11 protein-coding genes are annotated in these 14,980 nt (G+C 71.4%); 8 read left to right on the top strand and 3 right to left on the bottom strand.

Features of this window, described 5'->3' with window-relative positions:
• Nucleotides 1-109 precede the first annotated feature (109 nt).
• The 8 genes from ACWDSJ_RS09510 (at nucleotide 110) to ACWDSJ_RS09475 (ending at nucleotide 8,265) form a co-directional block, all read left to right on the top strand.
• A complete protein-coding gene (locus tag ACWDSJ_RS09510; protein ID WP_450030583.1) occupies nucleotides 110-1,147 on the top strand; it encodes an NrtA/SsuA/CpmA family ABC transporter substrate-binding protein in 1,038 nt (345 codons plus the stop codon).
• 1 nt (nucleotide 1,148) lies between these two features.
• Nucleotides 1,149-1,988: an ABC transporter permease gene (locus ACWDSJ_RS09505; RefSeq protein WP_450030581.1), complete on the top strand. Its 840-nt coding sequence runs from the start codon at nucleotides 1,149-1,151 to the stop codon at nucleotides 1,986-1,988.
• Nucleotides 1,985-2,722, top strand: a complete 738-nt coding sequence (locus ACWDSJ_RS09500) for an ABC transporter ATP-binding protein (RefSeq protein WP_450030579.1) — start codon at nucleotides 1,985-1,987, stop codon at nucleotides 2,720-2,722. Before ACWDSJ_RS09505 ends, ACWDSJ_RS09500 begins: the two co-directional genes overlap by 4 nt.
• Nucleotides 2,719-3,744: an ABC transporter substrate-binding protein gene (locus tag ACWDSJ_RS09495; protein ID WP_450030577.1), complete on the top strand. Its 1,026-nt coding sequence runs from the start codon at nucleotides 2,719-2,721 to the stop codon at nucleotides 3,742-3,744. Before ACWDSJ_RS09500 ends, ACWDSJ_RS09495 begins: the two co-directional genes overlap by 4 nt.
• Nucleotides 3,741-4,802, top strand: coding sequence for an LLM class flavin-dependent oxidoreductase (locus tag ACWDSJ_RS09490; protein ID WP_450030575.1), 1,062 nt, complete (start codon nucleotides 3,741-3,743; stop codon nucleotides 4,800-4,802). The genes ACWDSJ_RS09495 and ACWDSJ_RS09490 overlap by 4 nt, the downstream gene beginning before the upstream one ends.
• Nucleotides 4,799-5,968, top strand: a complete 1,170-nt coding sequence (locus ACWDSJ_RS09485) for an LLM class flavin-dependent oxidoreductase (RefSeq protein WP_450030573.1) — start codon at nucleotides 4,799-4,801, stop codon at nucleotides 5,966-5,968. The genes ACWDSJ_RS09490 and ACWDSJ_RS09485 overlap by 4 nt, the downstream gene beginning before the upstream one ends.
• A 35-nt stretch (nucleotides 5,969-6,003) precedes the next feature.
• Entirely contained in the window at nucleotides 6,004-6,951 is a 948-nt protein-coding gene (locus tag ACWDSJ_RS09480; protein ID WP_450030571.1) for an ABC transporter substrate-binding protein, read from the top strand.
• A 72-nt stretch (nucleotides 6,952-7,023) separates the two neighbouring features.
• The gene (locus ACWDSJ_RS09475) at nucleotides 7,024-8,265 is read left to right on the top strand and encodes an esterase/lipase family protein (RefSeq protein WP_450030569.1); all 1,242 of its coding nucleotides are present in this window, start codon (nucleotides 7,024-7,026) and stop codon (nucleotides 8,263-8,265) included.
• Between the two features lies 1 nt (nucleotide 8,266).
• Here ACWDSJ_RS09475 and ACWDSJ_RS09470 read toward each other — a convergent pair whose 3' ends face one another.
• The 3 genes from ACWDSJ_RS09470 to ACWDSJ_RS09460 all read right to left on the bottom strand — a co-directional run bounded on the left by ACWDSJ_RS09470 (nucleotide 8,267) and on the right by ACWDSJ_RS09460 (nucleotide 14,893).
• Nucleotides 8,267-8,716 carry a hypothetical protein gene (locus ACWDSJ_RS09470; protein WP_450030567.1) on the bottom strand — a complete coding sequence of 150 codons (450 nt, stop codon included), beginning with the start codon at nucleotides 8,714-8,716 and terminating at the stop codon, nucleotides 8,267-8,269.
• A 117-nt stretch (nucleotides 8,717-8,833) separates the two neighbouring features.
• Nucleotides 8,834-9,691 carry an SAM-dependent methyltransferase gene (locus ACWDSJ_RS09465; protein ID WP_450030566.1) on the bottom strand — a complete coding sequence of 286 codons (858 nt, stop codon included), beginning with the start codon at nucleotides 9,689-9,691 and terminating at the stop codon, nucleotides 8,834-8,836.
• Nucleotides 9,692-9,724: 33 nt separating this feature from the next.
• Complete coding sequence (locus ACWDSJ_RS09460; protein WP_450030565.1) at nucleotides 9,725-14,893, bottom strand: type I polyketide synthase; 5,169 nt, start codon at nucleotides 14,891-14,893, stop codon at nucleotides 9,725-9,727.
• Between the last annotated feature and the right edge of the window lie 87 nt (nucleotides 14,894-14,980).

Genomic DNA, 14,980 nt, shown 5'->3' with positions numbered 1-14,980 from the left:
TTCCAATCCTCGGAAAGGATTATCTCGCCGCCACGTCCCCGGATGCCTACTGTCCCAGAGCACCGATCGGCATCGCGATCGGTTCTCGACCCGGAAGAGGTGCCCCACGATGTTCCGCACGCGCCGACCACACCGGTGGCGTCTCGCCCTCGCGTTGGCCCCGATCATCGCTCTCGTCGCCGCGTGCGGTCCCGGGTCCGGCACCGGCGCACCGCATTCGGAGGTGGTGCTGAAGGTGGTCGATCCCGGCAACTCCGGGCCGATCGCGGTCGGCAAGCGCGACGGCGACTTCGACAGGGCGCTCGCCCCGCTGGGCGCGCGCATCGAATGGGTCACCACCACACCGGGTTTCAGCTCCATGCTGAAACTGTTCAACACCGGCCAGCTCGACGTCTCCGGCGCGGCGTTCAGCCCCGTGGTGGGCGCGCTGTCCAAGGACGTGCCGGTGCGCATCGTGGCCGTGCAGGATCCGGCGGGCAAGGACCAGAGCGGCATCATCGCGCACCCGGGCTCCGGGATCCGCTCGGTCGCCGATCTGGTCGGCCGGCGCGTGGCGGTCAATCCGGCGGGCAAGGGGGAATACATCCTGCTCGCGGCGCTCGCGCAGGCGGGGATACCGGCGGACAAGGTGACCCGGGTTCCGTTGCAGCAGAAGGAGGCCGCGTCCGCCTTCGCCACCGGCAAGGTCGACGCCTGGGCCTCGTTCCTGGTGCCGTATCAGGAGGCCAAGGCCAACGGGGGCATCGAGCTCGCCACCGAGGCGAGCATCGGCTCCAAGGACAACTCGGTCGTGGTGTTCCGCACCGAGATCCTCGACCGCCGACCGGATATCGCCGCCAAATATCTCGAGGTGCTGCGGGATCTGACCGCGCGGCAACGCGCGAATCCGGCCGGATCCGAGAACGTCTTCGAGCAGACCGGCCCGCGCGCCCTCACCGGTCCGCGGCTGACCGACGCGCTGCGGGTCGACGCGGAGGCGACCGATCCCCGCCTGCCCCGCGACTCCGACGCCGCCGACCTCGCCGAGATCGTGAACCTGTTCGCCGACAACGGCGTCATCACCCGGCGGATCACCGCGGCGGACATCTTCTACGACCTGAGGTCCAAGCTGACCCCCGAGCAGCTGACCGCGCTGAAGGAGCGCTGACATGGCCGTCCTCGTCGCCGCGTCCCCGGCCGCCGGTCACCTCGCCCCACCACCCACCCGGCTCCGGAAACGCAGGCCCGCATGGCTTTCGGTACCGCTGCGGTTCCTGCTGCCCGCCCTGATCTTCGCCGCCTGGTGGATCGGCTCGGCGACGGGGGCGCTCGCGCCGCAGGTGCTGGCCGGGCCGCCGAAGGTGTGGACCGCGTTCACCGAACTGCTGGGCACCGGGCAGCTGATCGACTTCGCCCTGGCGTCCTTCACCCGCGCCGGACTGGGCGTGGCGCTGGGCGTCGGCCTGGGCCTGCTGCTCGGTCTGGCGGCCGGATTGTCCAGCCTCGGTGAGGAATTGGTGGATTCGACCATGCAGATCGTGCGCGCGGTGCCGTTCCTGGCGCTGGTTCCGCTGTTCATCGCCTGGTTCGGCATCGACGAACTGTACAAGGTGCTGCTCATCGCGGTGGCCACGATCGCGCCCATGTACGCCTATACCTACCTCGGCGTCCGCAATGTGGACCGCAAGGTGGTGGAGGCGGCCCGCGGCTTCGGGCTGACCGGCGCGCGGCTGGTGCTCGAGGTGATCCTGCCCGCCGCCCTGCCCGGCGTGCTCATGGCCCTGCGGGTGTGCCTGTCCATCAGCATCACCGCCCTGATCGCCGCCGAGCAGGTGGGGACCACCGAGGGCGTCGGATATCTGGTGACCCTCGCCCAGGAGTACAACCGCACCGACTACATGGTGCTGTGCGTGGTGCTGTACGCCCTGCTCGGCCTGATCTTCGACGGGCTGGTGCGGATCGCCGAACGCTACGCCATGCCGTGGCGGCGTCAGGTGGCGATCCGATGACCACCGAGCGCCCGATCGCCGTCTCGATCACCGGACTGCGAAAGACGTTCGGCGACAAGGTGGTCCTGGACGGCGTGGACCTCACCGTGCGGCGCGGCGAGTTCGTGGTGCTGCTCGGGCCCAGCGGCACCGGCAAGACCACCCTGCTGCGCCTGCTCACCGGTCTGGAACGGCCCGACGCCGGGCAGGTACTGGTCCCCGCGGCCCGCACCACCGTCTACCAGGAACCCCGGCTGATCCCGTCCAAGCGCGTGCTGGCCAATGTGGTTGTCGGCCAGCGCCGTTCGCGCGCGACCCGCGCGGCGGGACTGCGCGCGCTGGCCGAGGTGCACCTGGACGGCAAGGACCGGCAGTGGCCGGCCACCCTGTCCGGCGGTGAGGCCCAGCGCGCCGCGTTGGCCCGCGCGCTGGTGCGCGAACCCGAACTGCTGCTGCTCGACGAGCCCTTCGCCGCCCTCGACGCGCTGACCCGGCTGCGGATGCAGGACCTGGTCGGCGAGCTGGTGGCGCGGCACCGGCCCGCGGTGCTCATGGTCACCCACGACGTGGACGAGGCGGTGCGGCTGGCCGATCGCGTCCTCGTCCTGGACCGCGGGCGGTTCGCCGTCGACACCGCCATCGACCTGCCGCATCCGCGCGACCGCACCGACCCCGCGGCACTGCGCTATCAGGCGGCCTTCCTCGCCCAGCTGGGCGTCGGCCGCGCCACCGAGAACCCCAGGAGCACTTCATGACCGACACCCTCTGGTACACCCGCTGCCCGGTGCCCACCGCCAGCGGCCTGGCCCACAGCCTGGGCTGGCTGGCCGAGGCGGCGGCGGGTCACGGGCTGAGGTTCGGGGTGTTGCAGGACGCCGGACCGGAACTGGCGGGCTTCCACTTCTCCCACGAACTGGCCGGGCTGATCCGCGAGGGCGGCAATGTGCCCGCGCTGGCCGCCCGCGCCGAGGGTTCCCCGACCCGGCTGATCGGACTGACCTGGATCGACGAGGCGCAGGCGATTCTCGTGGGCCCGCGCTCGGAGGTGTCCGCACCCGCCGAACTGGCCGGGCTGCGAATCGGCGTCCCGGCGTGGGCGCGGGATCGGGCGCGCAGTTTCCCGCGTGCCATGGCCCTGCACGGGTTCGCCGACGCGCTGCGGCTGGGCGGGCTGACGCTGGCGGACGTGCGGGTCGTCGAGCTGGGGGTGGAGCGGGATCCGCAGGTGCGCACCGAGATTCAGGATCGGCGTCGCAACGTCACCTGGGGTGTGGACGAGCTGCTGGACGGTTCGGTGGACGCCATCTACGTCAAGGGCGCGCGAGCGCGGGAGGTGGCCGCCGAGCACGGATTGCGGGTCGCCGTCGACCTGGACGCGACCGAGACCAAGCGGCTGCGAGTGAACAACGGGACGCCGCGGCCGATCACCGTGCATCAGGAACTGCTGGACACCCATCCCGAGGTGGTGATCGGTTTCCTCGCGCAGAGCCTGCGCGCCGCGGACTGGGCCGCCGGGGACCTCGCCGGCGTGCGCACGGTGCTGCAACGCGAAACCCTTTCCGGCCCCGCGGGTGTCGTGGCCGCCTACGGCGCGGACTTCCACCGCGGGCTGCATCCGACGCTGTCGGCGGAACGCCTCGAACTGCTCGACATCCAGAAGCAGTTCCTCTACACCCACGGATTCCTCGCCGCCGACTTCGACCTCGACACCTGGGTCGCGCCCGAGCCCCTGGAACAGGCGCGCGCACTCGTCGCCGCCGGGACGGTGACGGTATGACCGACTACCTGTGGCGGCTGCCCGCGCGCGGCGACGGCCGCCGCGCGGATCCGCGGCGGCGTCATCGCGGCGGATTCGGCGGCCCCGCGCCGACCAGCCCGGCAACCGATCCGCGGCCGGGCCGGTTCGGGCCGTTCGACGACCTGCACCAGATCGTCGACGCGGCCGAATTGGCCGGACTGGACGGCGTTCTCGCACCCTACGATCCGCTGGGCGAGGAATCCTGGATCGTCGCGGGCGGCGCGCTGCGCGCCACCCGGCACGCCCGGGTGATCGTCGAATTCCCCACGGACTTCGGCACTCCCGTGTACGCGGCCAAGATCTCGGCGACCCTGCAACGGCTTTCGGCGGGACGGCTCGGCTGGCGACTGGCCGTGGACGCCGACACCGCCGACGACCGGTACGCGCGCGCCGCGGAGTTCCTCGACGTCGCCCGGGGCGTCTGGAACGCCGAACCCGTTGCGGCCGCAGGCTTCCGGGGCACCGGCTTCGACTACGCGGGCGAGTTCTACGAGGTGATCGACGGCGGATTCCGGGGCATCCTGTCCGGCCTGCCGTTCCCGGAGGTGCAGTTGACCGGGAATTCGCCTGCGGCTCTGGACCTTTCGGCGCGATACGCGGATCTGCACGTGTTCACCGATACCCCCGAGGGATTCGCCGGAGCGCTGGCGGATCTGCGCCGACGAGCCGCGGAACACGGTCGCCGGGTGCGCGCCGGGCTGGAACTGCCCGTGATCGCCCGCGAGACCGAGCAGGAGGCGTGGGCGCGCGTCGAAAGGCAGTGGCGCGAACTGCGTCCCGACGGTCCGGACGCGGCCACGCTGGGCCCGGGTGACGGCCGCTGGGCCGGATTCGCCGAACTCGGCTACCCGCAGGCCCTCGGACTGGTCGGCAGCTACGAGCAGGTCGCCGCGCGGCTGCGGGCGTACGCCGCGGCCGGTATCGACTCGTTCGTGCTGTCGGGTCATCCGCACATCGAAGAGGTGCATCGCGCCGGTGAGCACCTGCTGCATCTCGCCGACCCGGCCGGACGCGTTCTCACGGAGGCCCACGCATGAGCATCGACATCTATTGGCGCATCGGCATGGAAGGCGATCACGCCTCGCTGCGCACGCCGCGCCGGTACAACCGCGGGCATGCCGGAGGGTACGGGCCGGGCAATATCGCACCCGCCATCCGTGGCGGGGAGCTCGACGGCTACGCCTACATCGATCACATCGCCGCCGTCGCGCGCGCCTCGGAATCGGCCGGATTCCTGGGCGGTCTGCTGCCGTCGTTCCCGGTGACCGAGGATCCGTGGGCGGTGGCGGCCGCGCTGGCGCGGGAGACCACCACCTACCGGTTCATGGTCGCCTTCCAGCCCGGCTTCCTGCATCCGGTGCAGGCGGCCCGCATGTCGGCCAGCCTGCAACGCGCCACGGGCGGGCGGCTGGTCTACAACATCATCAGCGGGGGCGGCGGTCCGGCCCAATTGTGGTGGGGCGACAAGGTTTCCCACGACGACCGGTACGCGCGCACCAGCGAGTTCCTGGATGTGCTGCGCGGCGTCTGGGACGGCACGCCGTTCACCCACGACGGGCGGTTCTATCGGGTGCGTGACGCCGCGCTGGCGCCGGGGCTGGCCGGGCAGCCGTTCCCGGAGGTCTACTTCTCCGGGTCCTCGGGTGCGGCGGTCCAGGCCGCCGGGCGGCACGCGGACTACTACCTGTCCTGGCTCGAGCCGTTCGCCGACCTGCGCGCCAAATTCGACGGCGTCCGCGCGCACGCCGAGAGGATCGGCCGCACACCGAGATTCGCGGTCCGCATCGACATCCTCGCGCGGCACACCGAGGAGGCCGCCTGGGCCGAACTCGAGAAGGGCTGGGCGTTCGTGGACCGCGACGCCGCGAACCGGGCCGCGCAGGGCGATTCGGTCGGCGCCGCCCGCATCCAGGGGTGGGTGCCGCCGACCATCACCGGATACCGGGACCTGGAGGTGCAGCCCAATGTGTGGTGCGGGTTCAGCCTCATCCGCGGCGGGCCGGCCTTCGGGCTGGTCGGCAGCTACGAACAGGTCGCCGAACGGCTCGACCAGCTGATCGACCTCGGCGTGGACGCGTTCATCCTGGCGGGCAATCCGCATCTGGAGGAGGCGTACCGCGTCGGCGAGGAGGTGCTGCCGCTGCTCGGCCGCTCCCGCCGCACCACATCCGCGTCCGTCGCCGCCGCGTCGGCCGCGTCCTGATCCGATCCACCTCTCTTCGTCGAAGGAACTCCCCCATGCCTGTTCGTATCGGCTATTTCCCGCACAACAATTCGCTGTTCGTCCTGCGGCACCGCGGCATCGTCGAACGCGCCCTGCCCGACGTGGAATGGGTGGACCTGCGCGCCCTGCCCGCGCCCGCGCCCGTGGACGTGAAATCCGCGCTGCCGTCCCAGCATTCGGATTGGCTGTTCACCGAGGGCGGCTACGACGTCATCGGCACCGGCTTCACCCCGCCCGTGACCGCGCTGGCCAACGGCCGCGACATCGTGTATCTCGGCATCTCCGGCCCGCGGGTCGAGAACGGCCGCCTGATCACCAAGGCGGACAACGGGATCGAGTCCGTCGCCGATCTCGCGGGCAAGCGGGTCGGCATCGCGCACGGCTCCTGGCAGACCACCCTGCTCCTGTTCGCCCTCGACAAGGCGGGACTGACCTGGTCCGATATCGAACCGGTCGATACCGATGTGAACGGCGGCGCCGCCCTGCTCGCCGGTGAACTCGACGCGTGGGTGGGCGCCTATCCGGGCCTGGCCGCCATCGAGGCGGCCGCCGATCTGCGCACCCTCGTCGAGACCGAATCGGTGTTCAGCCATCCGTCGCTGTGGTTCACCCGCCGCGACTTCGCCGAGAACAATCGCGAAGCCCTCGAGGTGATCCTGCGCGCCCTCCAGGAATCCGACGCCTGGATCACCGAAAACCCCCGCGCCGCAGCGCAATACTTCGTCGACGACGTCCGCGTCCGAGGCGGCGTCGCCGACCTCGACGCCTGGGAGGCCGCCCTGCGCAACCGCCCGTTCGGCGTCCACCCCGTCTCCGACGCCTTCCTCGCCGAACAACAGCACGCCGCCGACCTCCTCGCCGCCAACGGCCTCATCCCCCGGTCCGTCCCGGTGCGCGCCGCGGTGCTGCCCTGGATCGGCGAATTCGTCACCGCGACCCGATCCGCTTCCGTCGCGGGCTGATTCGAGGCGGCGTCATCCCTCGGGTGTAATTCCGGCGTCGCGGCGTTCAGTGCACAGTCGTACACTAAGTTGATGAGCGATCGGCGACAGGAGGAGATCAGGGCGCTCGCGCGGTTGGCGGGCGACGAACTCGCCGGGGCCGTCGACGGGATCGCCGCGGTGCATCGCGCGCTCTCCGATCACGTCTTCGCGGCCGTGCGGCTCGGGATCGGCCCGGCCGCGCGGCCCGTGCAGGCGGTCCACGACACCATCACCGACGCCGTGTATCGGATCGTCAGCGATTCCGCGGCGTCGGCGGGCATGCTGGCCGAACAGGCCGCGCCGCGCACCGGGATACCCACCCCGTCGCGCACGGTCTACGGCTCCGGACTCCTCGCGGCCGTGCAGGGTCTGATCGGCGACACCCTCGCCCAACAGCGGCCGATTCTGGCCGAGCTTATGGCATTTCGGCTCGACGGCGAACCGGTGGCGCCGGAACAGCTGGGCGAGCGCGTCGCCGAACCGAGCGGCCGGGTCGTGATCTTCCTGCACGGTCTGGTGGAAACCGAACACGCCTGGCGTCTCGGCGGCAGACCGACCTACGCCGAACGACTCGAGGCCGACCTCGGCTACACCTGCGTTCAGGTGCGGTACAACAGCGGCCTGCACATCTCCGAGAACGCCCGGCAACTGAACGATCTGCTCCAGCGCCTCGTCGAGCACTGGCCGGTCGAGATCGAACAGCTGTCGCTGGTCGGCCACTCGATGGGTGGACTCATCGCTCGCGGAGCGTGTTTCGCCGCCACTCAGGAAGGGCGTTCGTGGGTGGGCCGGGTGCGCCAGGTGGTCTGCCTCGGGTCACCGCATCTCGGCGCGCCGCTCGAGCAGGTCGTCCACTACCTGTCCGCGGCGCTGGTCCGCGTGCCGGAGACCCGCCCCTTCGGACGACTGCTCCGCCGCCGCAGTGCGGGCATCCGCGATCTGCGGTACGGTTCGCTGGTCGACGAGGACTGGGACGGGGTCGACGCGGACGCGTTGCGCCGCAGGGCGATTCGCGAGGTCCCGCTGCTCGAGGGCGCCGATCACTACTTCGTCACCGCGACCGTCACCCGCAGCCCGCGCCACCCCCTGGGCCGCGTCATCGGGGACGGTCTGGTCCTGGCCGCGAGCGGTTCGGGCCGAAATCGCGCCCGCCGCATCGGTTTCGACGACGACAACGGCCTGCACCTGCCCGGGGCGAATCACTTCACGCTGCTCAACCACGAAGCGGTCTACGCGGCGTTGTCCCGGTGGCTGCGCGGCGAGCGCGAACAGCGATCCCTTCGTTCCGGCTGAATCAGGGGATGTCGATGACAGCCGAGCAGGTCACCGGCGGCACCGGGAACAGCCCGGTGTTGACGGCGGTGAGATCGAACCGGACAGGTCCCCCACCGATGTTCCAGGCGTCGAAGTTGGCCTGCCCGCCGGTCCCGAACACGCTGGACACCGGGTACTGACCGGTGGCCGTATCGCTCACTCCCGTAGCGAGATTGGTCCACGTGAGCGTCGGCCGGGACGTGTAGCCGCCCCACACGCTGGCGCCGCTGTGCACCGCGATCCCCGTCCACCCCGGCCTGCCGCTGTACTGCCCCACCACGACCTGAGCCGAATACGGCACATCCACGACATTGGGACCGACACCGCTACAGTTCATCACCACCGCGGAGAAATCCGCCGCGGCCACACCCTGACTCGCCAGCATCCCGGCGGTGACCACGGCCGCCCCGACGGCGACCCTGCCGACCACGAAACGCTTCGCACCCCTTGAATCTCGCGACATACTGCGAACACTCCTCGTCAAGATCGTTCCGATGAGACCTCGACGGTAACAGCGGCAACCCTGTGGCGGTCTTCGGCACTGGCACTAGGGATTCCGCGGTGTCGCCGAGACACACCAGACCCTGCGGTCGTCACCGGACTCCGTCCCGGCGAACGGCGGCACCGGACGCCGGTGTGTCAGGGCGAGTTCGCGGATGTCGTGCACGCGGCCGGTCCACCCGAACCGGGCCAGCCACCGGGCCGGGTCGTCCAGCTCGGAGCGCCACGGCTCCCCGAGCGCCGCGACCCACTCGGCCACCGCACGGCCTGCCGCGGCGGTCTGGGCGGCACGATTGACGTGCTCGACCAGCACCATGCTGTGCGGGGCGCTGTGCGCGGTGAGAGTGGCGAGCAGCCGATCGCCCTGTCTCGCGGTCAAATACAGCAACAGGCCCTCCGCCAGCCAGGCGGTTCGCGCCCGGGGATCGAACCCCGCGCGGATCAGCGGGGTCGTCCAGTCCGTGGCGAGGTCGGCCCGCACCGGTATCCGTCGACACACCGGACGTTCGCTCCGGCCGAGCAGCACGCTGTCCTTGAACTCCAGCGTCGGGGGCAGGTCCAGCTCGTAAACGGTTGTCGCCGAGGGCAATCGCAACCGATAGGCTCGGGTGTCCAGGCCCGCGCCGAGTAGGACACACTGCCTGCCGCCGGAGGCGGTGAAACGCGTCAGCTCGTCGTCGAAGTACCGGGTACGGAGGATGAACATGTCCCCCAGCAGGCGAGCCACCCTCTCCCCCATCGCCTTTCGAGACGGGTCGAGGACCGGCGGCGCCACGGCGTCGAGGAAGGACTCGGCGAGCGGATCGGTCACGAGCGGATCGGGTCGGCGGCTCTCTGCGGCACGCCCGGCCGCGGCGAGGAGCGCCGTGTCACTGAGGCTCGCGCGCGGCCGACGGTTCCGCATCGTTCCTCGCAGATCTCGACCTCGCCACGCCGGTCATCGCGCCGCCCGTTCCGCCTTCGCCGTCTCTTCGGCGACGTGGGCGGCGATGGCCTCGACGGTGGGCCTGTCCCAGAACAGGGTCGGGGGCAGTTCGAGGCGGTAGCGGCGGTTGATGCGGGTGCGCAGCCGAACGGTGAACACCGAGTCGACGCCGAGGTCCGACAGCGGGCGCTCGGGCTCGAGCTCCTCGGCGGGCATCCGCAGTTCCGCGCTGATCTGCTCACGCACGTCCGACAGGATCGCCCCCGCCCGTTCGCCGTCCGGCACATCCTGCCATTCCGGTGTGTCCTCGTCGGAATCCGCACTGCCGCAGACCGATCCGTCGAGAAGGGGGACGGGATTGGCCGCGGCGGCCACGACCGGCGTGACGGCGAGGTAGTGCTGGGGGCAACGCGCGGCGAACTGCCACGCGCGGAACACGTCGGCGATGCCGAGGGAGCCGAAGCCGCGGGTTTCGGCCTCCTGGATCGCGGCGGTGTTGTCGACCGACATTCCGGTGTCCAGGACGGTGTTCCACGCCAGGCTGACCGTTCCCACGCACCCGGCGGCACGCCGTCGCGCGGCGAGCGCGTCGAGAAACGCGTTGGCCGCCGCATAGGCGCTCTGACCGGTGATGCGGGCGAGTTGGCCGCAGGAGGAGAACAGCACGAAGAAATCGACGGCGCCGGGTGGGAAGAGGCGATCCAGTACCGCCGCGCCTCGAATCTTGGGCCGCAGCACCCGGGTGAGGCTTTCTCGCGTGAGCTCGGTCAGCAGCGTGCCGTCCGAGACCCCCGCCGCGTGGACCACGCCCCGGATCGGGGGAATGTCCAGTTCCGCCAGGGCCGCCGCGGTCGCGTCCGCGTCCGCGCAATCGAACGCGAGAATGTGGACGGTGACGCCGAGTGCCTCGAGCGCCCGGACGTCCGCGATCCGGTCCGCGGCGTCGCCGGTGGCCGTGTCCCATTCACCCCGCGGCGGCAGCCCGTGACGTCCGGTGAGCACCAGTCGGCGCGCGCCGCGCTCGGCGAGCCACAGGGCGGTCTTGCGACCCAGCGCGCCGAGTCCGCCGACGACCAGGTAACTGCTGTCGGCGCGGCATTCGAATTCGGTTCGCGCCGAGTCGTTGTCGGCGGGCCGCAACCGCGGCGCCAGCACGCCGCCGGCTCCGAGGGCGAGCACGTCCTCGCCCGAGTGGCGGCCGACGACATCGGCGACGGCCTCGAGGGGCGCGTCCGGATCCAGATCGATCAGGCCGCCCCAGAACTCCGGATGTTCGCCCGCCAGGACGCGGGCAACGCCCCACAGCGCTCCGTCGGCGGCGTTCTCCCCCGCGCGCACGCCCCGCGTGACGCACCACAGCCTCGGCCGGTGATCGCGTCGCGCCGCGGCGAGCGACTGCGCCGCGCGGACGAGCGCCCACGTGTTCCGCTCGGCCGCCTCGTCCGCGGGCCCGCTGGCCGATGGGAGGACGACGACCGCGGCGCCCTCGACGGCGACATCGTCCGGGCCCGCGGCCACCGTGCAGCGAATCCCGTTCTCCGCGTGGCGTTTCCGCAGCGCCGCGAGCACGCTCGGATCCTCACCCAGGAGAACAACCTCCTCCGGCGCCGCTCCCCCATCGGCCGAACGCGCTTCCCACGACAGTCGGTGAACGAGTTCGCGCGGATGTGGGCGCTCGTCGAGCGCGCCCTCGACCGCTTCCAGACGCACGCCGAGCAGTTCGGCGCGCACCGACCCGTCGTTGCTCAGTACTCGGATGTCGAGCGTGCCGTCCTCGTGCCCGACGCCGTGCACGAGGAGCCGGGTATCGGGTATCCCGTGCAGCGCGACCGTGCCGATCCCCGCCAGCACGCGCGGACGATCGTCCTCGGGCGCGATCAGTTGCAGGGCGGTGAGCGCGGCGTCGAGCAACGGCGCCCAGCGGCTCAGCGGCGCGGCACCCGAATCGGAAACGGATGCGGCGGTGAGGAATTCGCCGGAACCGGTGCGCAGATCCTCGAGTTGCCAGTCGAAACCGTAACCGGTGACGCCGTTTCGGGTGAACCGGTCCTCGGCGTCGCGCCACGAGAGTCCCCGCCCGCACCGCCGCCGGATCGCGGCGATGTCGGCGCGGTCACCGGGGCCGGGCGGTTCGGACTCGACCGCGGCGGTGGCGTGGACGACGTTCGCCTCCGGATCGGCGGCGTCCCGCTCGTCCTCGGCGGTCCGGCCCGTCATGCTCAATTGTCCGGCGTGCGACACGATCTGCACGCGCTGGGGCCCGTCGAGCACCAGCGGGAACCGGAACTCCACCTGCCGCAACACCACCGGCCACCGCTCGGTCCGGGGTCCGGCGACCGCGGTGGCGAAGGTGGCGAGCAGCACCGCGGCGGGCAGGATCTCGACGCCGAGCAGCCGGTGTCGACCCGGATAGGGGCGGCTGTCGAAATCGACGGCGGTCTCCCAAACGTGCATCGCCGTGGGCGCGGTCGTATGGTGCGGCGCGCCGAGCAGGGTATGGCTGTCGGGATCGTGGCCCGCCGGACCGGTCGAGTCGCTCGCGGGCGAGATCCAGTAGGGCTGGTGCTGCCAGGCCATGGTGGGCAGGTCCACCGGATCGCCGCCGGGAGTCGAGCGCGACCAGTCCACGGCCGCTCCGTGACAGTGCAGATGCGCGAGATTGGTCAGCAGCGTGGCGAGTTCGGGTCGATCGCGGCGCAGGCTGTGCGCGACCGCGGCGCGGGTGTGCCCGAACTCGTCGAGGATCTCGCTCACCGAGTGCGCCACGATCGGATGACTCGACACCTCGAGGAACATGCGGTGACCGTCCTCGGCCGCCGCGCCGATCGCCTCGACGAACCGGACGGGCTCGCGCACCGCCGTTCCCCAGTAGGTGGCGTCGCGCGGCGCGGTCGACCGCGGGTCCGCGGTCACGGTGCTGTACAACGGAATTCGCGGGTCGCGCGGTGTCAGGCAGCGCGCCGCGTCGATCACGTCGGCAACGAACGGGTCGAGCAGATGCGAGTGGAACGCGATCGAGGTGTCGACCGGGCGCACCACCACCCCCTCGTCCGACCATCGCCGCGTCGCGCGCCGCACGGCGTCGGCGTCCCCCGACACCACCGTCCATCCGGGTGCCGCCGAGACCGCCGCCTCCGCACCGGCGACGACACGCTGTCGAGCCTGGGCGAACGGCAGATTCACCATCGCCATCGCGCCCTTGCCCGCCGCATCCGCCAGCGCGACGGCGCGTCGGCAGTTGAACCGCGCGGCGGGCTCGAGGTCGAGGACACCGGCCACGACCGCCGCCGCGATCTCGCCCGTGGAGTGCCCGATGATCGCGCCCGGCCGCAGGCCGCGCTCGAACCACACGTGTGCGAGGGCGACCTGCATCGCGAACACCATCGCCTGCGTGCGGACCGGCGACGACCAGTCCCCCGCCTCGATCGCCGCGCGGGGGGTGAAACCGCACTCCTGCTCGAAGATCCGACCCAGCCGGTCGATCACCTCGGCGAAGCCGGGCTCCTCGCGCAGCAACTCGCGGCCCATGCCGCTCCACTGGGCGCCCTGCCCGGAGAACACCCATACCGGATCGCGGCGGTCGGTGGGAAGTACGCGGGCCCGTTCGGCTCCGATGTCGTTGCCCGCGGCCAGGTTTCGCAGCGCGTCGGCGAGTTCGTCACCGTTCGCGGCGGTGACCGCGGCCCGGACCTGGAGATGGGAGCGCCGCGTCGCCAGCGTGGCGGCCACGGCCGACAGCGGGACCTCGGGAGTCTTTTGCAACCAGTCCGCCAGCCGACCGGCGGCCGCGCGCACCCCGGCCTCGGATCGGGCGGACAACGGAAACACCCACGGCCCCGGCCGATTCGGCGAATGCGGTTCCGCGGTCCGCTCCGGCGCCTGCTCCAGGATCACGTGTCCGATCGCGCCGCCGACGCCGAAGCCCGAGACCCCGGCGCGTCTCGGCCCGTCCCGCCGCGGCCACGGCATCAGGGCGGGAACCACGCGGAGCCCGGAGGCCGCCCAGTCGACGGACGGTGTGAGTTCGGTGTGCAGGCTGGCCGGGAGCCGCCCGCGGTTCAGGGCGAGAACGGTCTTGATGACACCGGCGATCCCGGCTCCCGCCTCGAGATGTCCGATATTCGGCTTCACCGAGCCGATCAGGCACGGGTCGTCGGCGGTCCGGTGCGCGCCGAAGAACCGCGACAGCGTGGCGGCCTCGATGGGATCGCCCACGGGCGTCCCGGTTCCGTGCGCCTCGACGTAGTCGACGCTCGCGGGATCGATGCCGAAGCGGCGATAGACCGCGCGCAGCATCCGCTCCTGGGCCTCGCCGTTCGGCGTCATGAAACCGTCGCCGGTCCCGTCGTGGAACGCGCCCGTGCCGCGGATCAGCGCCAGCACCCGGTCACCGTCGGCGACCGCGTCCGAATACCGCTTCAAGACCACCACCGCGGCGCCTTCGCCGCGCCCGTACCCGTCCGCCGCCGCGTCGAACGCCTTGCAGCGCCCGTCCGCGGCGGTCGCCCCGGTGCCCTCGAGCGCGACCGTGGATCCCGGCCCGGCGATCACGTTCACGCCGCCCACCACCGCCAACGGAATCTCCCCGCGCCACAGATGCCCGCACGCCAGATGGATCGCGTTGAGCGACCCGGCGCACGCGGTGTCCACCGTCATGCTCGGACCGTGCAGATCCAGGGCGAAGGAGATACGGTTGGAGATTCCGAAGGCGTTGGCGCCGTTGACCGCCCACGCCTCGAGGGTCCGCAGATCGGCCCGCAATCGCTCCGAATAGTCGTGCGAGGTGGCCGCAACGAACACGCCCGCGTCGGTGCCTCGCAACCGCTCCACCGGAAGACCCGCGTGTTCCAAAGCCTCCCAAGCCAATTCGAGCACGATCCGATGCTGCGGATCGATCATCACCGCTTCCCGCGGCGAGATCCCGAAGAACGCGGCATCGAATCCCGCGACATCGTCGAGCACCGACGCCCGCCGCGTCGTCCTCCGCCACACCGCGGCCGCGCGCGCGTCCTCGGGTTGTTCCCACCGGTCCGCCGGGATCTCCGACACCGAATAGCGGCCCTCGACCAGCATCTCCCAGAACGTGTCCGGGCTGTCCACCCCACCCGCGAACCGGCAACTCGTTCCGATCACCGCGATCGGGTCCGATTCCGCGGCTTGCCCTTCGGTAGTTCCGGACATAATGATCCTCCTGCTCCGTTCCGTCGAAGTCGTGACGGTTCGCCGATCGGATCCGCTCCCCACACCCCTGCTCCCCCGACCCGGCGA

The organism is Nocardia sp. NPDC003482, assembly GCF_053588115.1.
This window is presented reverse-complemented; position numbering and strand designations above follow the sequence as displayed.

Bases quoted from the DNA above. Each gene is read 5' to 3' on its own strand.
- ACWDSJ_RS09510 (WP_450030583.1), top strand. From the start codon at position 110: ATGTTCCGCACGCGCCGACCACACCGGTGGCGTCTCGCCCTCGCGTTG.
- ACWDSJ_RS09505 (WP_450030581.1), top strand. From the start codon at position 1,149: ATGGCCGTCCTCGTCGCCGCGTCCCCGGCCGCCGGTCACCTCGCCCCA.
- ACWDSJ_RS09500 (WP_450030579.1), top strand. From the start codon at position 1,985: ATGACCACCGAGCGCCCGATCGCCGTCTCGATCACCGGACTGCGAAAG.
- ACWDSJ_RS09495 (WP_450030577.1), top strand. From the start codon at position 2,719: ATGACCGACACCCTCTGGTACACCCGCTGCCCGGTGCCCACCGCCAGC.
- ACWDSJ_RS09490 (WP_450030575.1), top strand. From the start codon at position 3,741: ATGACCGACTACCTGTGGCGGCTGCCCGCGCGCGGCGACGGCCGCCGC.
- ACWDSJ_RS09485 (WP_450030573.1), top strand. From the start codon at position 4,799: ATGAGCATCGACATCTATTGGCGCATCGGCATGGAAGGCGATCACGCC.
- ACWDSJ_RS09480 (WP_450030571.1), top strand. From the start codon at position 6,004: ATGCCTGTTCGTATCGGCTATTTCCCGCACAACAATTCGCTGTTCGTC.
- ACWDSJ_RS09475 (WP_450030569.1), top strand. From the start codon at position 7,024: ATGAGCGATCGGCGACAGGAGGAGATCAGGGCGCTCGCGCGGTTGGCG.
- ACWDSJ_RS09465 (WP_450030566.1), bottom strand. From the start codon at position 9,691: ATGCGGAACCGTCGGCCGCGCGCGAGCCTCAGTGACACGGCGCTCCTC.
- ACWDSJ_RS09460 (WP_450030565.1), bottom strand. From the start codon at position 14,893: ATGTCCGGAACTACCGAAGGGCAAGCCGCGGAATCGGACCCGATCGCG.